Origin of the sequence: Paenibacillus sp. Cedars, assembly GCF_003184205.1 — a bacterium.
Lineage (GTDB): Bacteria > Bacillota > Bacilli > Paenibacillales > Paenibacillaceae > Paenibacillus_AQ > Paenibacillus_AQ glucanolyticus.
On sequence record NZ_CP020864.1, the window covers coordinates 137,381 to 162,211 of the forward strand.

Genomic DNA, 24,831 nt, shown 5'->3' on the forward strand with positions numbered 1-24,831 from the left:
AATAGAGTATTCAATAGGTGGTGATCAGTGAATATGCAAAATCGAAAAGTCGTACCTTTTGTGACGAAGCCGAAAAAGGTTAAATTTAAGTCTCAAGACGAAATCACCAGAGAAAATCAAAAAAAGAGAGAAGAGACTATTAAAAGGTTGGAAGAACGAAAGCGATAACCCCCTTTTCCTTTTTCAATTTTGAATCTAGATCCATAGGAGGCTTTGAAGTGCACCACTTAGAATGGACATTGGATAAAACCCCTGGTTAATCCGATGAGTTCTATGGCTAAAAAAGGACAGACGTTTAACTAATACCCATTTGAGAAGAAAGTAGAGGCTATCCGATTATATGTGGAAGAATACTGGAACTATCGTCGGATAATGGAGCATCTTGGGATACCGATAGACATCGAAAAAAGGTGTGGTCATAATCCCTTAGCTCAAATGCACAGTAAAAAAACGGTCTTCAAAATCAAGGCCGCGGATTTCCTTTTGTTTTAAATAACAACCTGGCAAAAAAAATGATGATCACGAGGATGCTAATTACTACTATCGTACATTCCAATTGATTAAAGAACATATGCTTGTTATTAATAAAATCTATCATGAATAACACAATTAGGCTCAAGTTCATAAAGAAAATGATGAAATCAGTAAATCTGTTCCGAACAAAAAGACTAAATCCTCCCATAAAAAGAAAAATAAAAGAAGCGTATTGAAAATCAGCCTTAAGCTTAACTTCATTGATCAGAAAAATAATTCCTGCGATTAGTGTCAATATCGAGATAGCAGAATTAGTATATTTCAATGAGACACCTCCAAAAATATTATACATATAAAGAAGATAGGAACCAACTCTAATGAGCAGTTCCTATCATCCTATTTATTTTGTTGTATTTTCAAGTTTCCAGAACAAGCCCATTGGGATTGTTCCGTCTTTTGCCACCTCAACTGTATAAACGTTTTTGTCATTCAGTAACTTTTTAAGTTCACTTCCTTTGGCTTTACCAGAAATTTCAGTATATCCTCTGAACTGATAATTAGGGTTAGATTTTACACTGTTTAATGTTTCATCATCTACAGCAAAAACTCCGAAGGTGACACGTTCACCATTACTATTATACCCTCTACCGTGAACAATTAATTCTTGAATATCTTTAGCATAGTTCTTAATTTTCAGATCATCTAGCTCTTCTTCTTTAAAAGTTAATGTGAAATCAAGAAGTTCTTCATCGTCAATCTCTTTGACCTGGTTTTTCTTCTTTTCAGCATACATATCCAAAGTATCCCTTGCATTCATTGTTACATATTCAGTTGGTATAACTGCTTGTTCCACAGATTCATTTCTTGATCCCTGCTGTTCCTCTACATACTCCTCTTCAAGAGCAGTTATACTGCTTTCTAGGAGACCAGTTGTACTTCCTGAAATTTGATAATCGTAAAATCCTTGTAATGATTTTGCAAGACTTTCATCAACTGTATTCAGTTCACATTGACCTATAGCACATTCCCATGTTTTAGGTTCTCTGCTTGGAGATCCCCAAGAAATAAGGTATGGTGCTCCAGTGTTATATGAGGGGTAATAGCCCCATTCAGTACCCAAATAGTAATTTGTACTGGCGGCGATACTGCTCGGGGATTTAGAAGCAACTTCTATTTCGCAAATTGCACTAAATGTACTATAATAACAAGAATCATAATCTGACTTGGGATCTGGCATCGTTGTAGAGTATGACAATCCTTGTAGTTTTGGATTACCCCCATCCACTTTTATTTCAACAGTTGGATAGTATCCTGAATTGATAATGCTTGTCCTTTGAGAACTACCATATTTAAAGTTTATATCAGCATGTATGTAGTTTTTACCGTTCGATGTGTACTTATAGGCAGACATTGATCCGGAATCAGGTTTCCATACATAATTATTAGGATTGGTCCAAGTTTTAGTTTCTGCAAAAGCGCTGGTAGGTAGAATCGAAACCATTGATGCGATAATACCTAGTACAACAATTTTCTTAATGTTCATAAATTAACACACACTCCCATTAATAGATTTAATTGAATAAACCTAATATATTCTAACATGGGTAATATTGGAATGTTCCTTAAGAACCATTTATGCATGTATATTTATCTGATGGATGCACCTAAGATTTACACCAGGAACAAATATGCGATATAATACTGATATTACTTAAGTTTTTTTATTTTCCTTGCCGTCAGTTTCGGCGAGGAAGGGTCAGCAGTCAACTAGCTGCTTAAAAATGATTTGCACTCAAAGGAGACGTAAAAGTGTACGGGATACGTACGCTTTTTTTGCGTCTTCTTTTTTTGTGCAAAAAAGGAGGAAGGAAGAAAATTGAGTCACATCACTTCAACTTCATCAAGAAAGCACGAACAATTTTATTGGGTATTCGTAAATGAAGATTTGAAGCGGTACATGGTGCTTTCAGATGAGGAGTTGGACAGTGCAGATTCTCTGCGCTGGGAGTTAATGAACGAAGGATTTGACGTCTTATGGGACTCAGCCCATAGCCGTAAACAAGCGACCCGGTACATGAAATGTCTTTATCCGGATTGGAGGAAATTCGAATTGGTTCCAGTGCCAGTGAATTTTAAAGAAGCATATAACTTCATTGGCATGTATCATCGCCATCATCCAGCTCCACAAGGTATGAAATTTGCGCTTGGCTTCAGCAATGGACGTAGCTTAGTTGGTGTCCTTACTGCCGGCCGGCACGTGTCCCGCTTCCGAGATAACGGTCAGACGCTAGAAGTTACCCGTTTATGCGTCCATCGTGCCTACAAAAACGTCTGTAGTAAGTTATATGCAGCTGCTGCACGAGTAGCAAAGGAAATGGGATACCACTCCCTCATTACTTACACGCTGGAAGAAGAAGCGGGAGCCTCACTACGAGCAGCAGGATTCCGATTCGATGGAATAAGCCCAGGGGGGAGTTGGCGGAGCCATCGCAGTAAACGACAAGATCGTCATCCTACGGGGCCAAAGAAGATTTTGGTTATGGACCTTCGAACTTGCGAGGAGAAATAAAGAAAGAGTGATTGTTTTGAACCGAATTGCCCTGATCACAGAATCATCATCCCGGCAAACTAGTTCGATGCCGGCTTTTACGTTCTATCAAGGATCGCGCAGCCGCTGGGTCAATAACATCATTCGGTATATGGAGGTTCGTAATTTTCCGCAAGAGAACATTTTCTTTCTAAGCGTATTTGGGCAGCGCATTTTCAAGTACCAGGAGCTCGTTGAGCCGTACCCTGTCCAGAAATGGCACCCACGCAAAGATGAATGTGTGGCATTTGCGGAGAAGATCGTAGCCTTTATTCAACAGATTCACCCGCTTCCCTTCGTGGAGATCCATACCGGTAAAACAATATCCGACCCGTTAAAGCAACTATTCAATGCAAATGGGATCGAATATCGCGTTTACGGCGACGGAGTACCGCTTGGAGCAAAGCCATCATGGTACGCGGAGTTGATTGAGGACGAGCTTACCCGGATCAGACTCAAGGAAATAGAACGAGAGAAAATGATAGTGTCGTCTTTGATTCAATTCCAGTCACCAATTGAAGCAAGTAAACTGATTGATCAGTTCGAGAACAGAGCTCATTTGTATGGCATTGAGGCCAACTTGGAGGAACTGAAAAAACTGATCGGCAGCTATCGACAAAAGAAAAAGGATGCGAACAAAGCATATGAGGCTTTTAAAGTCATTATGGAGAGAGAGGATATCACTGGCGATCTAACCCGCTTCCTGGAGTCTATACAATCCTTAGCGGAGCTTCATTGTCATGCTGATTTTGAGCACTTTAAGAGCAAGTTCGGCCAGAGTGTAGCAAAATTAAGGTTGTACTTGATCAAACACAATTACGCTTTGATGGCTGAAAACAATGTTTTTGCTGCACTGCAGCGTATGCAAATCGCACTTCTTAAATAGTAGGAGAAGTTATGATGACGAAGAGAAGAAGGCGCCCCCATACTCTCTAATTTCAGGTGTGAATGAAGGAGCGGGTATTTTCCCGTTTTGCGGTTCATTGTAGCCCCCTTCTGCGAGCTCCCTATCGGGATAAGTAGCACTTACGCTTCTCTAATCGAGGTAACGTAAGAGGACAGAGAGAGTCCTGCCTATTTCCGAATCGATAAACCGACTTCGGAAAATAGGAGAGATGGATGATGGCGTTGAATGGAACTGTAGTACAGTCTGGGTTGAGATATTTCGGAGGCTAAGTTAAGTTGGCACGGTCTATTATTCCTTATCTACCAGATCATTATTGTTGGGTTGATCTGTTCGGTGGAGCTGCAAACATGACCATCGCGCGAGAGCAGCCTAGTAAGGTCGAAGTATTCAATGATAAGGACGGAGACCTCGTCAATTTTTACATGGTTCTGCGGAAACAAAAAGAGAAACTGTTGGAAGACTTAGCTTCTTTACCGACAAGTCGTTATTTATACGAAACATGGCTTCGGGAAGAAATGCCAAAGGATCCCTATGAGCGAGCAGTCCGGTATTTCTATCTGCTGAGACAAAGCATCATCCCCATGCCAAATCAACCGAGCGGTTGGCGCGCTGGGAAAGTTAAAAATGCGGCAGCCGATTATCAATCCTCGATTGCCAAATTGGATGCATTGGAGAAGCGTTTTCGAAACGTCATGATAGAATGCTTAGACTTTCGAGAAATCATTAAGCGTTATGACGGTCCGGATGTTTTCTTTTTTGTTGATCCGCCTTATGTTGGTCGCGAGAATTGCTATAAAGGTGGATTCCGAGAAGAGGATCATGCAGAGCTTGCCGAAATTCTCAAATATATCGAAGGTAAGTGTCTCGTCACCTACTATGGTGACCCGCTTGTACTTGAGCTATATAAAGAATGGAATTATGTGACCATAGAAGCGAAGGTCGGTGCCGTCGTAAAGGCGTCGCTTGGCCAAAAACGCAGGGTGGAGACGGAATATTTGTTCATGAACTACGTTCCAAAACGTTCTGAACAGCAGATTTCGTTTTTTTAATTTGGAGCGATATAGAAGGAAAGGAGGCAACCTGAAATGATAGAACAACGATTGTTTAATTGCGTCCTTGTGGACGAAGGACTTATAGAAAAAGTGTATTCCGACTTTGATTTCCATCGTTTCGTGAGAATTTGCAGTGACCAAACCAAGCATTATTTAACGAAACACGGGTTGGAGAAGGATGGCAAATCGGAGCTTACGACGGAAACGGGCTATCTTCATTTAACTTCGGTCATTCCGGGTGATCCGGAATCCGAAGTCTACATTTGGTCTTATCCTTTCGATGGCGAGATGAGAGTTGAGGACTTCTTCAACACCCTAGGAAATGAAATTGTCTGGTTGGACCGAGGCAGCACCGACGTTTACGTGATGGCGTTGAACGATGGTAAAGAAGTTGAACGGGGTTTTATCTACAAAGTCATAAGGGATCAACCAGGTACACTTGAAGTGATGGACGAGATCAATGATCGAGCTACGTCGACTTTAGAAACAAACTGGAGTGAGGTAAAACGGATATCCGCTAAGCAGTATTTAGCCATTTCGAACCTCTACAAAGAAGCACAACCGGACATCCAACGAATTTCGGAGATCACGGCCAGCATCTTGTGAAACGCCCGACTATTACGGAGGAGCAAAAGAGAGGAGAGATTCATTTGAAGATTTCCAATACAGCAATCAAAGCTTTTAATGCCGGAATTCGGCCTTCATTCAATCCGGCTGTCAACGTCCGCGATAAACGCGGAACACTAGAGGAGCATGCTGCCCTCAGAAATATTCAGAAGGCCAAATACGGTGTCTTCGGTGGTAAAGTATCCCGGAAAGACATCGCCGAATATGCCTATTGTCTGGGGTAAGAGAGAGACAGGAAGACTGTTCACGGTATAAGACCAAACCAATACATCGAATGCTTTAACCCTCTGCACTGGGGACATCAATTTCCTCCCCAGTGCAGACGGGGAGGAGCAGGAGGAATAAAGATGGTCGTTTGTGTAAATAAACCAAAAGTTAAAACGGAACACACTGTGGCTCATTTATTTGGCGGCGCCGGCGGCGGTTCGCTTGGTTTTGCTCAAGCCCGCGGGGATTATATGGGGTATGTAGGACGTTTTCGAACGCTCTGCAGCATAGATTCTGACCCTGTGGTATGCCAAAATTATGAGATGATCACCGGCAGTAAAGCTGTTTGCATGGATTTGTTTTCAAGAGAACAATACATCGATTTTCACGGACAGGAGCCGCCGGAAAATTGGCACGAGGCTACTCCAGGCGATCTTTGGGATGCATTCGGATGGGAAGTGCCCGATGTTATCTTTACATCCCCTCCCTGTAAAGGGTTCTCAGGGCTTCTGCCTGAGAAGTCTGCAAAAACAAAGAAATATCAAGCACTCAATGAGTTAACAATTCGTGGACTTGAAATCGCACTTAGAGCCTGCCTCGAGTATGGTGGCAATCTACCTGCTCTAATCCTCTTAGAGAATGTCCCAAGAATCATGACCAGAGGGAAAAACATTCTCGATCGGATTAAAAAGATGCTGAAGTCTTTTGGGTATCTTTCGAGTGATAATACCCATGATTGTGGAGAGCTAGGTGGCCTGGGAGAACGGAGAAAGCGGTACTTATTAATAGCAAGAAATGAACAGCGTATGAATAACTTTGTATACCAGCCGCCGCGGAAGCCGTTAAAAACGATTGGTGAAGTTCTTGATGCTTTGCCATTACCAGGTGATACCCTCGCAGGTGGCCCGCTTCATCGCCTTCCAAAGCTTGAGTGGAAGACATGGATGCGGCTAGCCCTGATCCCCGCTGGCGGGGATTGGAGAGATCTGAATCAGTTGGATTGGTGGAACTATCGCATTGAACACGAGCCTCGGAGAGGAGCCTGGGCAGTCGAAGATTGGAACGATATTGCACGAACGGTAACAGGTGGAGCTGGTCCCGGACGAAGTAATGGGGCTACAGCGGTGTCGGACCCCCGGATGGGCTTGAACGAAAATAGCACTCATCGTTCCATTTACCGAATATCTCGATGGAATGAGTCATCCCAAACCGTAACAGGGGCTGTGGGACCAAATAATGGTGCCGTTTGCGTGAATGATCCGCGGCTAAAAGAACGTAAGGGGAGACACCCTGACGTTTACCAGGTCGTTCGATCAGATGAACCCTCCCCGTGTGTAACTGGAACGCGGTTCGGAAGCGGGGCCTTGGCGTTTTCGGATCCACGTTGTAAAACCAATCTGCACCCCGATAGCTATGTCATACAGCGATGGGATGATACCGCAAAAACTGTTCGATCCGCAAATCGAATTATGCAGTCTGCAGCGAGCGTTTCGGATCCGCGAAACACTTTATCTCCGAATGCTGAGGTTTCGGAAAAAGGAAGCATTTTTCCTGCGGATCAGGATCGAGGGGTGTATCTAATTATTGCAGAAGATGGTACGTGGCATCGTCCTCTTACAACGTTCGAACTAGCTATGCTTCAATCTTTCCCAGCTAGACTTCCTAACGGCTTGCCTTTTCAACTTACTGGCTGCAGCGATGCAAAGGCAAGGGAGTATATAGGGAATGCCGTTCCTCCAGAAGCAGCTAAAGCAATGGGAACTACGTTCCTCGTAGCCTTGATGGCAGCTTCTGTAGATGCCGGCTTTACACTCAGTTATGAGGCAGTTTGGGTTCGTCAAGAATCTGAACAACTGCCTGAAGCCATTGTTCATTAAGATGTTCCTGATCGAATCGAGAGGGCGACGGGAGCACTTAATCACTCAAAAAACCTGCCTTTAACCGGCAGGTTTTTCTTTTGGTACATTTTTTTCAAACATTCCTAATTGCTCAGCTCTCCTTATAATTTGCATTAAGTTTTGCATATCTTCTGACGGAGATCCTGATACAAGAGACTTGGCCGATTCATGGTTCTCAACTTGTAGTGTGAGATGAGAAACTTGCTTCGTTAAGTCATCGATTGTTTCCCTCATTCTTTCATACTCCCGCTTCAACATAGTAAGAGTCTCAATAAGTGGATCAAACGGAGAAACGGATTGTTGAGATTCTGTAAGAAGATCCTTACCGTGAGTGATAGTTGATACAATGCTTTTTCGAAGGTTCTTCTTTTCAGATTTACTTTTCAATTTAGCTGATTTAATCTGCTTATCGAATTTTTTCCTTACAGTACTGTTCCAACGAAAACCACATGCTGCTGGGGTGCGCTTCATCCTTAATGCTACCTCTTCAAATGCCTTGAGTTGAGTTTTACCATTCTCTATGTGTTCTAAAACTGTTTGGGCTAGTAATAGGTCGTCTTCATAGCTCCATTCATCTTTCCTTCTCATGAATACCTCCAAGTGATGATCTATTCATATGTTTATCCACATAATTAAGGATTTATTCTTCACATTAATAATCTAAGGATCCTTTACGTTACCAATGTTGCTTCAATATGCCTTTCATAATATGGAAAGTGCGGTATACATACACCTTATACGTAACGCTGCGTTACGCGTCGTTATTTCAGACGAGTACAAACGTTCCTTATCGAAGGTTTATTTAAAGGAAGATCATAGTTGGAGTGGCGCTTGGTAGAATCATTGTGCTCGATATTTTAATCTTTCCGGAAACGAAGGGAGTTTATTAATGTTATATACTAGCGTATAAAAAAACGGCTGCAATGACTGACATCCAGTCTTGCATGCCGTTTCAATTCTTAGCATGATCTCCCCATGTGTACCGGAACACGTTCAGCAGCGGCACGTTGAAAGTAATTCCATAAAACTGAATACCCTCTACCGTAATAAATGACAAGTCGTTTGTTGGTGTATTACAGTATTATACTTCATGAATTTTACAATTCCCAAAAAGTAATGTTACTTTTTCCTGGTCCATTCCTGCTGACTTCGGGATTGCTACTACCAACTGCCACTTTGGTCGGGACATTGCAACATAAAGTAAACGCTTCTTCTCATCGGGCATTTGATTGGGACGACAAAAGTCATTAATAGAGAGGTTTTGACCAGTACTGTTAGCACTAAGAACTAGCATTACTGAGTCGAATGTTTTTCCCTTTACTTTATGGATTGTCGTTACTTTTGAATAATTGCTTGGCTGTTTATATAGTTCGTTTACTCTTCTTTTATGATAGGGCCTAAACTTTCCTGCTTTTAATGTAAACGAAGGCGCTTCGGACAAACCCAGTATTCTCTGACATAGGTTTTCCAACTCTGCCGTCCAGTCCAATAAAGAAATATCATAGTCAGGAACGTTCTTAATAAGTGTAAGAATCTGAGCTTTCAGCGCATAGTTTTGCTTATTATCATCATAAAATAATTTCTTCTTCAGTTCATCTCCTGCGATTGTCGTGTCAAGGAGTAGCGGGACAAATTTGTACAACCTGTTTATTGCTGCTTTTATGTCCCCATTATCAAGCTCCGATTTAGAAAGTATTAATTGCAATGGAGAGAAGGGTGAGTCCTTCCAATAATCATCAAATTGGAGTGTCGCATTAAGTGATTCCAACAATGATTTTCCTCTTACAAGAACTTTCTTCTCGTTAAAGCCCGAAGAAATTTCCTGATATTTTGTAAGTAATCGGTCATATTCTTCAAAGTAAATTAAATGTAAAGGCATATCGCCTTTATTTTGGAGTTTCTGCCCGATAAGATTATTGTGTTCTTGCATTCTAAATAAGCTATAGGCGTTAACAATAGGCTGTACTGATCTTTTGCAAGTAGACAGTTCTAAAGGTGTCCACTTTCCGGAAGCAATTTTCTCTAAAAACAAATCTGGTCGTGCCTCCCTCCATTCGTAAAGAGATTGATAAGGATCCCCAATTAATTCAATATTTTCAAGACCGTTTTCGATGAGCTTTTCCAATATCAGGTGTTGGATTTCGGAAGTATCCTGAGCTTCATCAATGATGATATAAGGAAATCTTAAACTTAATAATCTAGCAATTTCAGGATTAGTAGATATGATCTTGTAGGCAATGTATAACGAATCGGAGTTTTTAAGAAGTCCATTATTAAATTGAATTCTTTTAATTTCATGGCAATAACGGTTAAATTTATTTTTGTCTTCCGGATTAAGGTTTAATGAATGACCATCGTAAACAAATTGGTCATCATGTGTAATATCAATTTTCGATGGACTATATCTGAACTGAATGGGAACATTTCCAAATTTAAATCGATGTAAGGGTAAGTTATCAAGCCAAGTATTATCTTCAATGATAACTGGTTTATTAGTATAACCTAATACTTTTTGATAATGGGGCAAAGTTATATATTGATTTATAAAGCTATCAAGTGTTGAGACGAGATGAGGATGACTTAGTGAATTCCCTGAAAATGAATAATATTTCTCATTAATTTCGTCTTTTGCTACGTTAGTAAAAGATAAGCAAGCGATACCCGAATAGCTTTGTCTCCAGTTGCATACAAGCTTATTTAGCTTATATGCAACTGAAGTAGTTTTACCGCTTCCGGGACATGCATTTACAATAATTCTACCTTGACTTGATAAATACCGCTGGCGTTCATCATTAGTCTCAAATTCCATATTGAAAACCTACCTCAAATGTGCAAATGCATTTTTTATATAAGAAGGTATCGTAAAATGCTGCATCGCATCAGTTTTATTAGTAATAAGGTAATGTGCAAAATCTTGAGCAAATTCGGATTTTGATGGGAGACACTTCCATGTTAGTAATGCAACATTCATTCTTTCAATTTCATTTAGTTCACTGGAGCACTGATCTAAGTAGGTTCGAATACTGCCTAGTTTTTCATTTTCAATATCAACTAGATATTTAAATAAAGTATTATTAAACACCTCACTTTTTCTAGCCACGACATTAGAAAAAGCTATTTCAAATTCAAATGTTTTATATCCTGCAAATATGCCAATTGTATCCTGATGATTTTTGAATGAATTTAAATTTCCAATTCTACTACTTATGGAACTTCGAGAGATATTTTCCCTCAATTCATTAAGTTTTCTATAGTTGTCTAACAACAAGTTTTCGAACGAATATTCTGAGTGTTTGGATTCAGTATATCTATCGTCATCTGTGAGTACAGCTACTTTTTTATTTATTCTTTTAGCTTCATTTGTTGAATTGAATAGAAGGAGAAAAGGGTAAAAGGATGTTCCAGTTTGTACGAGTTCTATATCCTTTTCTTCAAATTTAAAATTCTCTAGTTCTGCGAAGGCTGATAGTAGAAGTTCTTCAGAAATGCCCTCTACTAAGATTAAAGATTTTGCATAGAACAGCTGAGACTTAGTTACGTCTAAATATCTTTCTAACATTTTTCTTCTAGTGAGAAAGTCTGCGTTTCTCAATACTTTATTGTTTTGTGATAAGTTCTCTTGCTCTCTATCGTTAAAAATTTGGCCGATACTTACGGTCTTATTGCCGTCAACGATAAATAACTTATCTAGATCGGATTTAGAAGTTAAGGTTGGCGAATGAGTTGTGATAAACAATTGACAACTATCGCTACAAATTTGTTGTTTCAAAAAATTGTACAGATTTAATTGTAACTGAGGGTGTAAGTGAGCCTCGGGCTCCTCGATTAAGAGGGCATAATGAATGGTATTATCTCTATTTACCCGATCGCTCATATCACTTAATACAGTAGCAATGTAAATTAAATTATTATATCCTAGACTGTTTTGATAAAGGCTCAACCCTGAATTCCCAACGTTAGGATTTGAAAAGGGGAGATATGGTTTAATTACATTGACTATATAATCGATTTTAGACTGTTCAATATGTAAATCTATTTGTGAAATAGTAGAATAAATTTGAGCAAGATTATTGTTAATATTAGTCTTAGTTGAACCTACTTCTACCTTCTGCAATAAATCGGTATTTGCCTGTTCAAGAATAGCCTTATACTCTTCTTCAGTTTGGTTAGCCTCTACACTCCGCTTGATAACCCTGCCTAAAATATTCTTCTTCGCTGAAAGCAAGTCGCTAGTACTGTCTCTAAGAGCTCCTAAATAGTAATGTTGGAATATTTCAAATGTGCTAGAGCTAGCTCTTTGACCCGGATTTGCTCCAGTGAAGTATTCAAATTTAGGGTGCTTGTCTCGCCTTTTTTCATAACTAATTGTAATTGAGGCGAAATCTTCATTAGGGTCGAGAACTATGTATTCGTATAGGGCTCCTTTTTGAATATCCGTTAGCCCTCTAAATTCATAAGTGATCCTGATGGTGCTTGCGGAATCACCGGTTTGAAGGTTTGTTGCAAAGTCTTCGTTTTTGACAAATAGTTCTTTTATTGGCTCGCCTAAATTATAAAGTAACCGAATGGCATCGATTATTGTCGATTTTGATGATCCATTTTCGCCGATTATGATATTTATATCTGGGTTAAAAGACAAATCCATTGTTTGGATTCCTCTGAAGTCTTCAATAATCATTCGTGAAAGATACATATATACCACCCTCAAAGTATTTGATTTTCCAAATTCGACAAAATGAAAGGATTTCCCTTCTTTCTTGTCTAATATTGTTATTTATTAAGGTATTTCGAAATGGGAATACACTAGGCTGATATCGATTAGAGCAGCCACTTCAAAAAATGAAACCTCAATTTAAGTCCCAACGTTTACACTGAGGAAAGGAGGAAAAAAACAGATGGAATACAGACTTAGAAAACTTGTGTTAGTAGTCATAGCTATGGCATGTTTTGTTATGATCTTGCCTACAATAGTTGCATATTTATCCGATGCTTTCACTTATATGTCAAATAGTTTAATGAACTGGGACGGCCCAACAATTAATCGTTAATTACGGTCTTATTTACAACGTATTTATCCAGCTTTATAATAAAAATATTAAGATTTATCTTTGTATTTTCTTTGCCGTTGTTTATTCGGTAAAGATGGTGAATAGCTGGCTACAGCTAATAAAAATCGGATTGAAACAGGAAGGCTATAAAGCATACGCGCTACACGTATGCCTTTAGGGCCTTCTTTTTTATGTCCAAAAATAAGGAGGAAATAGAGATGATCGACTTGGAGACAGTATTTGAAAAAGACGGATTGAGGATGCTGCGAGTTTATAAGGATGACCGGTTGATCTTAAGCCTTCCTAATGTAAACCAAATTAGTGCATTGGAGAGCCGTATCGATTCAGAACAATTCGATACGATTGAGGAAGCAGTAGATTTCATCAAGAATAAGGAGCTGTATTGCCGCAACTCTTACTCGTTACATCTGATAGTCAGGGCATATGACATTGTTGACGAGCACTACATCCGGATTTATTACAACATTCATACTTCTGGATGCTAGAGAGGGAGGGGAATAGAAACAATGGAGACATATGAACGAGTCGAAAACACCACTAAGGTTGGTATCCAGAACCGCCTAAAAGACTATAATTCGGTCATCTTGGACATGTGGGATTACTTCGAGTCTGCCGGATTCGCATTTCATGGAGTCATTCGGGACTGGACCGGCGTTTTTCATAATGGAGCCTACTACGCAGTCCACCATTTCGTAAAGGATCGGCCGGATCAGGATTGCATTGCTCCCGACAGTGGTTACTTATGGAAGGATATTTTTAGAAGCGATTCTGCTGCAGGAGCGCTTTTTTTGTTCCTGGAGAAGTCGGGGTTCCGGTTAAGAATGCCTGAACAAGCAGCCATTGACGCGTTGGTGGCCTCTACAGTATGTGATGACTCGGATATGTTCAGAACCGCTCTGTATCCGTCGATAAATGACTGGAGTCTTATGAGTCCGAAGCATAAGTTCCAGGTTTACGGAGTTCATACAACGTGCGCTTTATTGATTGAAATATATTCGCTAGATATCCCTCCATACGGTGCGAGTAAACTCCCGCTCCCGTTTCCGGAAGATCGCTGCCAGCCATCTTTTGATTTTGGGGATTTGGTACCTAACGAGCCGAAGAAGCGATCCAAACGAGCAATTGAGGGGGAGACCTTGGATTACCTTGAAAAGGTTGATAACGAGCTGCTGGCAGTCACCAGGGCGAAAATCAAAAAGATTTATGACGAACATTCCATCATCGGACTTTTAAATTCTGGGGGCGTTGATTCTAGACTTACGCTGCAGCTGATGATTGAACATGCAATAAAGAATCCGGATCCATCGAAACGCATCATGGTCATTTCTGCTGACACGTTGGTAGAAAATCCAGGCGTCAAAAAAGTTATTCATGATCTCCGGGAAGCTTTACATAAAGCTTTCTCATGGATTGAGTACCATATCGTCGAGCCACGTGAGGATAACACCCTCCTGGTATGCATGATCGGCAAGGGATACCAGGCCCCGTCAGTAACCTTTAAGTATTGTGTCCGCCGCTTAAAAATTGAGCCGGCGCGTGAGTTTCTTGAAGCGGTATTCCTAGCAGATGGAGCGGATGATACGGTGCTCGTGTTGGGTTCCAGAGATAATGAAAGTGTACAAAGAAGACGCAGCCTCTCTAAGCACTTTGGTAGTGATTTCTACGGACACCACCCAGTCGGTAATATTCGCACAGCATCGCCGGTTAGAGATTGGACAAAACAGGAAGTCGTGACGTATTTAGCTTTTAACAGAGCACCATGGAAAGGAGCTCGCAATACAGAGTTATTGGCTTTTTACGGAAATGCAGCAGGTAGTGAATGTCCACTCGGTGCAGCCGTCGTTAATGATAATGAGGCCATGATGCAGTGCGGTAAATCGGCTAGAATGGGATGCTATCTTTGTACCATAGCGCAGGACAAGAGCATGGGGAATTTAATCTCGACTCATCCGGAATACGAAAAGTACTATCAGTTCCGGCGAATTCTGAAAGCCATCGGTCAGGACATTCGTTATGGTGGCATTACCGGATTTCAACGCATCGGAAAGTCTAAAATCGGAAGCGGGATCGGTGACTTGACGATCGATTGTCGAACCCACGTCCTGCAGACCATGGCTAGATTCGATATTGAATGGCGTAAGAGTGAAATCATTACGGCCTATCAGATGGTTCTAGAACGTGAAACTGTCGAAGGCTTTCCTGTAACTGAAAGGTTCCGTAAAGCGATCTACCGGTTAATCGGTGTTTCTGGTCCATTCCAGCGATTGCTCGGGCACTCTGTGTTTGATCCGTATGGAACAGGGGTCGATCAATGTTCGGAGGAAGATGCAGAAGCTATAAAGCGGGCGCTTGTTAAAAGAAGAGCGATGATTTGAAGATAAACGAATGACTGCCCATTGTTTTCTCTACGTCCTGGCGGACGGTAAAATACCTCCGCCTTGCGCGGAGGAGCATGGAGGTATAAATATGTCTAAACAATCAGTTATGTCACTGTTTGATTACTTCTTATACGATCAGGACTTTCAAGTTTCTATGCCGCATGAAGTCGTACTGGATCCACTTCCGTCGTCATCCAGCAGTAAGAAACAATACGCCTACGATTGTGGCGAGGAATTGCGCGGAGCACGGAAGCATCTTACGGCCGGTCTGGCCAGATTTTCACCAGAGTGGCAGACCGCGATTGAAGATGACCCTATCCAGGCATACCATCAAGTCTGCAAAGATGGGATGATCGACTCATTAAGTGCTGAAACATTCCAGGAGGAGGGCTACACATCTGAAGCTGCCCTAGTGATTAAGCTCATTTGGGGCCGCGTTAGCCAACGTCCTGCCGATGATCCGCTGCAAAGAAGATACTTTATTCAAGCAGTGAATGAACTGAGAACGTTATTTAAAGACGCAAAGACGATAGACTCTGTTCAAGAGGCCGTGACAATACTACGCGAGAATGTTCGCAATGCATATTATTCGCAATCCGAGTATCGAGTAAAGAAAAATCCGGATCTTTTGACATATAGCTATTGGCTATCACTCGGAGACCGATTTATATCCTTTTTCATTTCAAAGTCACGCACTGTTGCTGGCTACCGAAAGGTTTATCAGAGGGCTTTCGATTCGGAGGAAGGACGAGACTGGAACTGGGCAAAGCCCAAGGAACGAAGCAGTAGTCGGCAAAATAATAAAGCATTTTGGGAACGTAAGGTGCCCGAAGAGGTTATCCGTTTATCGGAGAATCCCTCGGGGGTTGCGAAGCCAGATGATTTCATTGAATATTATGGATTTCGCGGCATTCAGTTCGGCAATTGGGTCGATGATGCTGCCGGCCGATATCACGTTTTATGTTCAGGGAATGCATGGGCCGATCTCGGTTCGATTTTGAAGCTTCCCCCAAAAGCCATTTCATTTTATGGCGCCTTAGGGCTTGCCTTTGGAGCACGAGGGAGTGGTAAAGCAGCTGCACATTTTGAAGTTGCTACCAACGTCATGAACTTGACTAAGTATCGCGGCGGTGGGGCTCAGTGCCATGAATGGGCTCATGCCTTGGATCAGAATTTATATTCTTACTCCCATCAGTTTACGAATGGTAAGCGGGCTTTATTATCCGGAACCGATGCAGGCCCCCATCTTCCAGTTGAGGTAAAAGAGACATTCGCAGCGTTGATCAAGGTCATAAAAGAAGGTACTGGTAGACGGCTTGTTCGCGTTCCTGATCCGCTCCCTCTTCCAGAAAATCATTATTACCAAAGCGTTAAGGGAGAATTAGCTAAGAATAACTACGATGTGAGCGCCGCACTTCAGTCCTTGGTGGGCCGATATCGTATAAAGAAAAATATGTGGATGGACATAGGCATTCTTTATTGTAACTTACTTAAGGAAGCGGGAAGGGAAGTTCCAAACAACTTCTACATCCCTTCAGACGAAAGCCTGTTTTATTCCGATGCTAAAAGTCGAGGAGCCTACTGGCGTAGCAATCATGAACTCTTTGCTAGGGCATTCGAGGCATGGATTGAAGATGAATTATCCGAGGCCGGAATGACTAATTCGTACTTAGTATATGGCACTCAGTTTGGTGGACCATACCCGACCGGTGAGGAAAGGCAGTTGATTAATGCTGCTTTCCGTAAATGGTGGGAAGTAATGCTGCAGCTTGGTATTTTCACAAGTGACCATTTTTGGCGGAATGCGCATTGATATAACACTAAATACCGGGAGGAATCGGAATGACCAGGACCTTGAAAGAAGTGGAAAGAGATATTGAGCGAAAACGAGGAATACTGAATAAAGCGGGGAAACGCTTAGGGCTTCATTCCGCTTATGTTCTGAGAAAATCACAGGAACTTGATTGTTTGATAAATGAATATACAGCAATGTCAATGGATCGTCGAAATCGAAATAAATAAAAATAACTGAAAAGAACAGGCGGATGAGATCCCGCTTGTTCTTTTCACATTTTCGTACGTCTTGGTTTTTCGAGCTATTGATGGGTCAGGTAGGCCCAGCATTATTCGTTCAATGTTCTTCTGATGTACGTGCAAATACTCGCTTGTCCCAGCAAAGAACATCCGTCCTTATGCTCCACGCTCTGTCCTATATCCCCCCTAACAAGTGCTACTTTATGCGGGTTATCCCCGAAGGCTGGTCCCAATGGTTTTTCGATTTTTCAACCGCTAATGGATCGATATTATCCCATACCAGAATGTATTTGTTCCCATCCTCATCTATTGCCAAAGCCGTGTACATTTTCCCCTCATCAGTTGGATAAGGATCCTGTGTCGTAATTAACAACTTTCCTTCCCATTCGATGACTGTGGAGTTATGAACATTTATTTCGTTGAATCTTCGCATGATAATACCCCCTTATAATTCTCTACCTTCGTAATGCGGTCTGTTTTCTTCGTTAGAGCCCAGCTGCTTTATTTAACAATATCTTAAATTGTTGTATAGCACAGCCGAACAAAATAGGAACATCATCTGAAAGTTTCCCTTTTTTTCTCATTGATAAAGGAACTGTTGTTCGCATATAATACAAACAAATGTTCCTGTTTTATCGAAGGAGGAATATGCGTTGAAATCATCCAAACGTGTGGTGATGCTTGGTGACTGCCAGTCTTTTTATGCCTCAGTTGAAAAGGCTGAACATCCTGAATATAAGGATCGGCCTTTGGTGGTCGCTGGGGATCCGGAACGTCGTTCAGGAATTGTGTTAGCAGCATGTCCTCTTGCTAAAGCAAAGGGAATTACAACAGCAGAACGACTTGGGGAAGCAGTGGCAAAATGCCCAGACCTTGTAGTGATCAAGCCGCGAATGCAGCGATACATCGACGTATCCATGCTGATAACGGACATCTACAAAAGCTATACGGACTTGGTCGAGCCTTACAGTATTGACGAGCAATTTCTTGATGTAACAGGATCAATGCATCTTTTTGCGGATACTCCAGAAGAAATGGCACGGATCATCCAGGCTCACGTTCAGGCAGTCACGGGGGTCTATACTCGGTTCGGGTTAGCCGAAACCAAAATCCTTGCCAAGACTGCCTGTGATAATTACGCTAAGAAGAACTCATCCGGCATATTCACCCTGACCAAAGAAATGCTGCCTGAAACACTTTGGACACGGCCAGTCAGTGACATGTTTATGGCTGGGAGCAGGATGACGAGACATTTCATTACTATGGGCCTCCCGACGATCGGACACGTCGCACAGACACCTCTTGGGAAGCTTAAGCAAATGATGCGGCGAAAATTCGGGAAAAACTCCGACATCCAAGCTGAAATGTATTGGCGCATCGCAAATGGTATCGACGACAGCCCGGTCCGGCCAGGGACTCACCAAGTAGCTCCTAAATCAGTCGGCCACATGATGACCTTGCCACGGGATTATGCTCATCTGGAGGAAATCAAGGTCGTGCTATTGGAACTGACGGAGCTGGTCTGCCAACGATGCAGAGCCCTCGGTTTCATGGGTCATGTTGTGTCGGTCGGTTGTATGGGGGCAGACTTTGACCGTCCTACGGGGTTTAGCAGACAAATGAAGATGGAGGATCCCTCCAATATCACCATGCAAGTATATCGCTGGGCCTGTAGGCTACTGGAAGAACATTGGGATGGGCTACCAATACGTCGTGTGGGGATCAGCCTAACGCAGCTCACTCCGGATAATGAATATCAGTTGTCGCTTTTTGATACTGGACGTGAAAGACAGATGGCGCTTGAGCGGACAACCGATGCGCTGAAACTGAAATATGGAAATTCAATCTTGATTAGGGCAGTTTCAATGACGGCAGCCGGGCAGGCGCTCGATCGATCGGCTAAGATAGGAGGACACTATAAATGACGAAATTAGACGGTAACGGATTATGGGAGTCTAGCCGGATGATGCTTCCAGAACATAAGGAAACAATCATCCGCAGGCAGCTGGAAGAGGGGAGGAAGGATAAGCCGGTACTTGATTCGCAGGAAATGGAATTGATCGAGCAAGCGCTGGCTGAGTCATTTCATACGCATCGTAAAATTAAATTGCGCTTGTTCGACGAATATGAGGACCAGGAGCTGGCCGGAACAGTCTCGGTAATTCATACATACCGACGTGAAATCAAGCTGGCGACCGGAATAGGTGCATGGGAATGGATCAAGATTGATGATATTGTTTCTGCGTACTAACAATAAGACTGCCAGGCATTACCCCGGCAGGCTCTTATTGTTTATCTATATCTTGTGTACTCACTTCGTATCCATTGTCCAAAGAAAATAAAGAATTAGACTACCACCGCCTCATTAAGCTAACGGGCAGATTACCCTAAAAGATAAGCCTTTAACAGCAGGTTTTTGTATCTGACCGATGACTATATCTTATAAACATTAAAGTAATCCCCTGGAGGTGATAAGTGCAAATATGAAAAAAGTCACCGAAATGACAATGATCTTGTACAATTAGACATGGACTCAGCAAAAAGACGTGACTAGACTGAACGTTCATAGTGATCAGGGGATTCCACTACACGTCTCATGCCTTAATAAAATCCATCTTTGTCGAATCTAAAATTTAAGATGTATATAAAGAATTTGATTATCATTATTAGTCCAAAGAAATGATCTTCTCGAATGATGTACCAAGAAGCTAAGAGCATTAGAGTCTTTAAGATTATCTGATAAGCTCCAACCACTTGGGGTGAAAAGAAAGTCCTGATTCTTATAACAACTAGAAATGAAAACAAAACTATCATCTAAAAATTTGAATCTTTCAACATTAATTGAATCTTTGTGCATTATCTCGTATATGTTAACATCATTTGTTTGAGGTATTGGATTGGAATCCGATAACATGAATAACTCAGTAATTATATCTGGTTCTTCTTTATTTATATTGATTTTATTAAGGTATTGTAATGTTTCCTCACGAATATATTGTAAAATGAGCTGCTTTATAGTGTTGTCACAATATGCGACCTTTACATCTTGAAAATGAATGGCTAATTCTTTTTTTGCAATTTCGTAATCTTCCTGGTTTGTGATAGGTATGTATACGACATTCGTTTCCCCTGAAGAAAGGGAGAGGCGCAGAAAAAACTCCGCAAGTGGTGAAATATGAATTTTATCGCTGTAGGCTGGGACTATCCTTTTTATTCTAAGCATCTCGTCACTGTGGTTATTATTCCCACCTTTTAGCAACTCTTTTTTTTCAAGAGAAGATAATTTTCTCAGCCAATGCAAATTACTCACTCCAATCTGTGTAGAAAAAAATAGTAACCTATGATCATAGGTTACTATTTTTGTTCGATTTAATTAATCCAGAAATTAGATGGATCATATCCACCAGGCATGTAGACACCATTTTCAACACAAGTAAATGATCCTGATAATCTTGCTCGATAATAACCTGGTTCACTAGTGAAGAATCCTACATTACGTATTGTTGCCATTGGGGGGGTAACGCCATATTCAAATCGATCACTGTCAACGACATTCCATTTGAAGTTTTCCCACTTTTCATAAATTACATATACTGCTGAATATTGGCCGAGGACAAGAACTTGATCCGATTACCGATTTGACACATATCCTACATATCCAATTAAAATTCGACAGCTCTTTCATTAACCTAACGAGCAGATTACGCTAAGGAATTTGAGAATTTGATAAGCGCCAATTGACGTTATACTAACGAGAAACGTTAGTTGAAAACATCATGGAGCAGTTTGCCGGTTAGCAGCTGCTCCAATTCTCATCAAGCTAACGGGCATGTTAGTTAAATAAAAACAGGTAGAGCCGAATACACTCCTTTTTTAAAGCTAAGGGCAGATCCAAAAATTAAGCGAAATCATTATCATTATATACGAACGAAAATTCTGTGAAGTGAGGTGTAGCAAATGGATTACTTTAATGATTTGAATCAATATACAAATGAAATTAAAGATCGCATTGCTGCTTCGGCTGCTGCAATATGCGTTATGAAAGACAACAAAATCCTTCATGAGTGGTATTCTGGATATTATCATTTCCATAAGGGTGCCAGAAGGGTGGATGTGTTTTCTCAATTTAATGTTTATTCAACAAGGGTTACATATATAGGTCTAGCAGCTGCTATTGCTATACATGATGGCGCAATAAAAAGTCTCGATGAGCCAATAAGTAATTATTTAATGACTTATGATAGTAGCATTCTAAATAACACAACAATTAGACATTTAGTTACAAGGACAACGGGTTTGCAATTTCAAGGAGACGGTGTACTACGTAGATTTGAAGCAGGTACGTCTTTTGAAGGAAAAAGACCTGAAATACTAGCAGCAATTATCAAGAATGCAACCGGAAAAACTGTAGCTGAACTAATAAACAAGCGAGTGTTTGAACCGTTGGGTATAACGGAGACCGAGTGGAGAACAGCAGGTAAAGAATCTTTAGTTTGTGATATAAATGATCCTAATAGCTACCCCACTTTAAGACTTGAATCAGATGAAGGTAGTGATCGTAATCTTTATGTAAGCGCAAGGGATCTTGCTTTATGGGGAAATTTCCACTTAAATAAGGGATATTTTCAAGGTCAACAAATCCTTCCCAAAGAGTTGTTTGATAACCTCACTTCTGTCTTAACTCCTTCTTCGTTACCATCCCATTTACCAAGGCTAGGATCATTCTGGTGGATACAAGACAAGAATGTAAAAAACTCTGAAATGGGCTCGGACCTTCCAGAAGGGAGTTATCAAATTCTTGGAGCTTCAGGATGTTCATGTACTGTTATACCTAAGCTTAAAGCAGTGGTGGTGAGAATGACAAATAGTCTTTGGACTTTTGGAGGGAAAAATGGATTTGATTATATTTCAGATATCCAAAGGTTCGGTAACCTTGCCTGTTCCGCTTTAAATCAATACTCGAATGTCGCTCAATGGTAAATGTTCTGTTACTGGGGTAAGGAGAAGAGATTGTTAATGGAAGACTGTATATTTTGCAAAATCGTAAAAGGTGAAGCTAATTCTTGGAAGGTTTATCAAAATGAGTCCGTTTATGCTTTTCTCGATATAAATCCCGTAAATGAATATCATACTTTAATTATTCCAAATAGGCATTATGAGAACATTTTTGACACACCTGAAGATGAATTGATAAAAGTAATGCCAGTTGTTAAAAAGATAACTATGTTATATAACACAAAGTTAGGAATAAAAATGTCCAGATAATCAACAGTTCAGGACCCGAGGCACAACAAGATGTGTTTCACACTCATTTCCATATTGTCCCTAGGAGACATGGTGACAATCAAGACGTTAAATGGACGACTCACCGAGAATGGCGAGAAAAATTTGATGATTTGTTAATGGCGTTAAGATAGCATGTAACTCTTGGCCTTTTGTCGGATCATCCACAGCCTTATTACGCTAACTGGACACGTTAGTTCAATGAAAACAGCGACAGTCTAGGACTTTATTTTCTCGTCCATGGCTGTCGCTGTTTCAATTTCAAGGGTTATTGAGTCTGATGGTATGACAATTCGAAAATCCGCGTGGAATATAAAGATCCAGTCTAATACTTTATTTTCTGCTAAACATCCATGTCATCAGAAAGTGGAAATCAGTCAGTATTGCGGATATATTTTTCGGTTATCTGAAACAAAATCACTATAGTAAAGGCTGCCCAATCTGGTGGTTTTTTTCTGCTTATTCATATCCTTTGCTTGTCACTCATAAGATGAAGGTGTAAATGATTTTTCTTAATTCGATTCATTTGTTTTGATTCTTAATTAAGTATTTATTTGTTCTCAAACCTTGATAGAGGGTCTCTCAACCATTGATCCAGACTATCTCATAATTTAAGAAGGAGTATCTCAGTAATTGATTAGCGTATCTGTTTATCATAATTTGAGAGATAAATACTCAAAATGTGACAGGCGGATGAAAAGTGGACAACTCGCTATTCAAAAATGAGAGGCACCGATTCTCATCTTTTTATAGTCCGCCTTTCAGATATTGAGAAGCGGTTGAAGAAATATTGATAGATGGCTCCTCAATATTTGAGAGGCGATTCAATCCAACAAAAAAGCAGGCCTTTGTGGCCTGCTTAATCTAACTGTAAACTGTCAAATTGTACATCGATGATTTCTCCATTTAGCGAGCGAAAGATATTTAAGATCATATTCTTATAACGATCCCTTAACCAGTCCCGTGTAAAGGGAACAGGGGAATACACTGTATAGATTTGATCCCGCTTAATAGCAAAAGTGTTTTTAAACCAAGTATCAAAAGATGGTCGGGAAATCTTGGATTTTATTTCGGACAGGACCTGCTCCCATAAAAGTTCATCCTCTGCGGAGCGCTCCTCTTGTAATAGACTGATTTTATTTCGGGTTTCTTTCTCGAGCTGCAGCACAGTTTTTTCTTTACGAACAACGGTTCCATTTTTGATAACATCTTCATAAATTTCGAAATAGTCGACAGCTGGATCCAAATTGAGAATGTGATCAAAGTTCGTAACGATACTTTGCATATATTTATCGTGATCAAGTTTCAATTCAGTCGGCAGCTGCTCATAGAGCTCTTGAGGTAGGAAAGGAACCTGCTTGCGAACCTTATACAGTGGGCTTTCCTCCATATTGTTCTTGTCAGCGTTTTGAACATTAAAAACTAGTACAAATCCGTAACGTTCAAGGTTTCCGAGTATTTTTTTGATCGTGTTTCGGCTTTTATTCATTTTCATGCCGATTAGATTAAGGTCTGGCCAACAATAATCTTTATCGCCGTAACAGTAACGTTTCAAATGTCCGTATAGGGCAACCCCTTCAGCGGTTAAGAAATGACTCCAATAATCGAAAATATAGTTGCTAAGTATCGTAACATGACCATCCACATAAGGTATTGGCTGACCATGTTTATCCAAGGTAAACTTGCGAACATCATTTTCAGAGATATAGATTTTCTCAAGCTCTTTTTCGGTATAAATTTGCTCGATACCACCGACTTTTCTTACCTTAGGTTTTTCCGTACCGGTTGGCCGGTACCGATAATACAACAACTTATGTTGCGTTCCTTTTAGGTTCTTATCAATCATAATGGACTCCTTGATTGGCCCTACCTTTGAAAGCAGATACTTCACAGAGGACAAAGGTTATGATAAAATATTCACAACTTTGTTATGTAAATGAAGTCCTTACTTCCTCCATATTTTACTGTCTTACGCTTGGCGGCCGCGGACAGCAAAATGTCGATCGGAATGGGGGCTTTATTATTTTCTCTTATTCTAATATATATATTAATATATTACCTTCAAAGTTCTACATATTTCCACTCCTTATTTTGTGACAGAAAAATAAATTTAAGAAAAAGCCGAAGGCTGGACGCATAATGCTTGTTTTATATTAATGTTTATTTATTTTAAATGATTATAAGAATGATTGTTTGTTTACAAGTCTCAGAATCTATTGATTCTATTGGCTTTCTAGCGCCTTTCTGTCACAAGTTAGGGAGTTGAACGTCACATATTAAGGAGTATAGAAATCACAATTGGGGGAGTTGATTGT

The 24,831-nt window shown here is 40.7% G+C and carries 22 protein-coding genes; 15 read left to right on the forward strand and 7 right to left on the reverse strand.

Annotated elements, in window-relative coordinates:
* Window positions 1-874: 874 nt before the first annotated feature.
* Entirely contained in the window at window positions 875-2,017 is a 1,143-nt protein-coding gene (locus B9D94_RS00665; protein WP_148246143.1) for a hypothetical protein, read from the reverse strand.
* 333 nt (window positions 2,018-2,350) lie between these two features.
* Here B9D94_RS00665 and B9D94_RS00670 point away from each other — a divergent pair, with 333 nt between their 5' ends.
* The 6 genes from B9D94_RS00670 to B9D94_RS00695 all read left to right on the forward strand — a co-directional run bounded on the left by B9D94_RS00670 (window position 2,351) and on the right by B9D94_RS00695 (window position 7,731).
* Window positions 2,351-3,043, forward strand: a complete 693-nt coding sequence (locus B9D94_RS00670; RefSeq protein ID WP_148246144.1) for an XF1762 family protein — start codon at window positions 2,351-2,353, stop codon at window positions 3,041-3,043.
* 7 nt (window positions 3,044-3,050) lie between these two features.
* A complete protein-coding gene (locus tag B9D94_RS00675; protein ID WP_148246145.1) occupies window positions 3,051-3,947 on the forward strand; it encodes a hypothetical protein in 897 nt (298 codons plus the stop codon).
* Between the two features lie 296 nt (window positions 3,948-4,243).
* Window positions 4,244-5,017 carry a DNA adenine methylase gene (locus B9D94_RS00680; protein ID WP_148246146.1) on the forward strand — a complete coding sequence of 258 codons (774 nt, stop codon included), beginning with the start codon at window positions 4,244-4,246 and terminating at the stop codon, window positions 5,015-5,017.
* Window positions 5,018-5,053: 36 nt separating this feature from the next.
* Window positions 5,054-5,626: a hypothetical protein gene (locus B9D94_RS00685; RefSeq protein WP_148246147.1), complete on the forward strand. Its 573-nt coding sequence runs from the start codon at window positions 5,054-5,056 to the stop codon at window positions 5,624-5,626.
* 44 nt (window positions 5,627-5,670) lie between these two features.
* Window positions 5,671-5,871 (forward strand): hypothetical protein, encoded by a 201-nt coding sequence (locus tag B9D94_RS00690; protein ID WP_148246148.1) that lies wholly within the window; start codon window positions 5,671-5,673, stop codon window positions 5,869-5,871.
* 123 nt (window positions 5,872-5,994) lie between these two features.
* Window positions 5,995-7,731: a DNA cytosine methyltransferase gene (locus tag B9D94_RS00695; RefSeq protein WP_148246149.1), complete on the forward strand. Its 1,737-nt coding sequence runs from the start codon at window positions 5,995-5,997 to the stop codon at window positions 7,729-7,731.
* A gap of 60 nt (window positions 7,732-7,791) precedes the next feature.
* Here the strand turns inward: B9D94_RS00695 and B9D94_RS00700 are convergent, their stop codons facing one another.
* From B9D94_RS00700 to B9D94_RS00710, 3 genes are all read right to left on the reverse strand, one after another.
* Entirely contained in the window at window positions 7,792-8,340 is a 549-nt protein-coding gene (locus tag B9D94_RS00700; protein ID WP_148246150.1) for a hypothetical protein, read from the reverse strand.
* A 493-nt stretch (window positions 8,341-8,833) separates the two neighbouring features.
* A complete protein-coding gene (locus tag B9D94_RS00705; protein ID WP_148246151.1) occupies window positions 8,834-10,561 on the reverse strand; it encodes an ATP-dependent helicase in 1,728 nt (575 codons plus the stop codon).
* Window positions 10,562-10,570: 9 nt separating this feature from the next.
* Entirely contained in the window at window positions 10,571-12,445 is a 1,875-nt protein-coding gene (locus tag B9D94_RS00710) for an ATP-dependent nuclease (protein WP_148246152.1), read from the reverse strand.
* 573 nt (window positions 12,446-13,018) lie between these two features.
* Between B9D94_RS00710 and B9D94_RS00715 the strand changes: the two genes are divergently transcribed.
* The 4 genes from B9D94_RS00715 to B9D94_RS00730 all read left to right on the forward strand — a co-directional run bounded on the left by B9D94_RS00715 (window position 13,019) and on the right by B9D94_RS00730 (window position 17,221).
* Window positions 13,019-13,306, forward strand: a complete 288-nt coding sequence (locus B9D94_RS00715; protein ID WP_148246153.1) for a hypothetical protein — start codon at window positions 13,019-13,021, stop codon at window positions 13,304-13,306.
* 21 nt (window positions 13,307-13,327) lie between these two features.
* Window positions 13,328-15,196: a phosphoadenosine phosphosulfate reductase domain-containing protein gene (locus B9D94_RS00720; RefSeq protein WP_148246154.1), complete on the forward strand. Its 1,869-nt coding sequence runs from the start codon at window positions 13,328-13,330 to the stop codon at window positions 15,194-15,196.
* 91 nt (window positions 15,197-15,287) lie between these two features.
* Window positions 15,288-17,012 (forward strand): LPD1 domain-containing protein, encoded by a 1,725-nt coding sequence (locus B9D94_RS00725; protein ID WP_148246155.1) that lies wholly within the window; start codon window positions 15,288-15,290, stop codon window positions 17,010-17,012.
* Between the two features lie 29 nt (window positions 17,013-17,041).
* Window positions 17,042-17,221, forward strand: a complete 180-nt coding sequence (locus B9D94_RS00730) for an aspartyl-phosphate phosphatase Spo0E family protein (protein ID WP_148246156.1) — start codon at window positions 17,042-17,044, stop codon at window positions 17,219-17,221.
* 208 nt (window positions 17,222-17,429) lie between these two features.
* Here the strand turns inward: B9D94_RS00730 and B9D94_RS00735 are convergent, their stop codons facing one another.
* The gene (locus B9D94_RS00735; RefSeq protein WP_148246157.1) at window positions 17,430-17,666 is read right to left on the reverse strand and encodes a hypothetical protein; all 237 of its coding nucleotides are present in this window, start codon (window positions 17,664-17,666) and stop codon (window positions 17,430-17,432) included.
* Window positions 17,667-17,886: 220 nt separating this feature from the next.
* On the opposite strand from B9D94_RS00735, the gene B9D94_RS00740 reads away from it, so the two are divergent.
* On the forward strand, window positions 17,887-19,158 hold the full coding sequence (locus B9D94_RS00740) for a DNA polymerase IV (RefSeq protein ID WP_148246158.1): 1,272 nt from the start codon (window positions 17,887-17,889) through the stop codon (window positions 19,156-19,158).
* Window positions 19,155-19,484: a YolD-like family protein gene (locus tag B9D94_RS00745; RefSeq protein ID WP_148246159.1), complete on the forward strand. Its 330-nt coding sequence runs from the start codon at window positions 19,155-19,157 to the stop codon at window positions 19,482-19,484. Before B9D94_RS00740 ends, B9D94_RS00745 begins: the two co-directional genes overlap by 4 nt.
* Window positions 19,485-19,859: 375 nt before the next feature.
* Here the strand turns inward: B9D94_RS00745 and B9D94_RS00750 are convergent, their stop codons facing one another.
* Complete coding sequence (locus tag B9D94_RS00750; RefSeq protein WP_148246160.1) at window positions 19,860-20,534, reverse strand: hypothetical protein; 675 nt, start codon at window positions 20,532-20,534, stop codon at window positions 19,860-19,862.
* 656 nt (window positions 20,535-21,190) lie between these two features.
* Here B9D94_RS00750 and B9D94_RS00755 point away from each other — a divergent pair.
* The 3 genes from B9D94_RS00755 to B9D94_RS31840 are packed head-to-tail and all read left to right on the forward strand — an operon-like array spanning window position 21,191 to window position 22,650.
* Window positions 21,191-22,213: a serine hydrolase domain-containing protein gene (locus tag B9D94_RS00755; protein WP_148246161.1), complete on the forward strand. Its 1,023-nt coding sequence runs from the start codon at window positions 21,191-21,193 to the stop codon at window positions 22,211-22,213.
* A gap of 36 nt (window positions 22,214-22,249) precedes the next feature.
* Entirely contained in the window at window positions 22,250-22,498 is a 249-nt protein-coding gene (locus B9D94_RS00760) for an HIT domain-containing protein (protein ID WP_216642855.1), read from the forward strand.
* Window positions 22,498-22,650: an HIT family protein gene (locus B9D94_RS31840; RefSeq protein ID WP_367613771.1), complete on the forward strand. Its 153-nt coding sequence runs from the start codon at window positions 22,498-22,500 to the stop codon at window positions 22,648-22,650. Before B9D94_RS00760 ends, B9D94_RS31840 begins: the two co-directional genes overlap by 1 nt.
* Before the next feature lie 725 nt (window positions 22,651-23,375).
* On the opposite strand, the gene B9D94_RS00770 is transcribed toward B9D94_RS31840, so the two are convergent.
* Entirely contained in the window at window positions 23,376-24,362 is a 987-nt protein-coding gene (locus B9D94_RS00770; RefSeq protein WP_148246215.1) for a helix-turn-helix domain-containing protein, read from the reverse strand.
* Window positions 24,363-24,831: the final 469 nt, after the last annotated feature.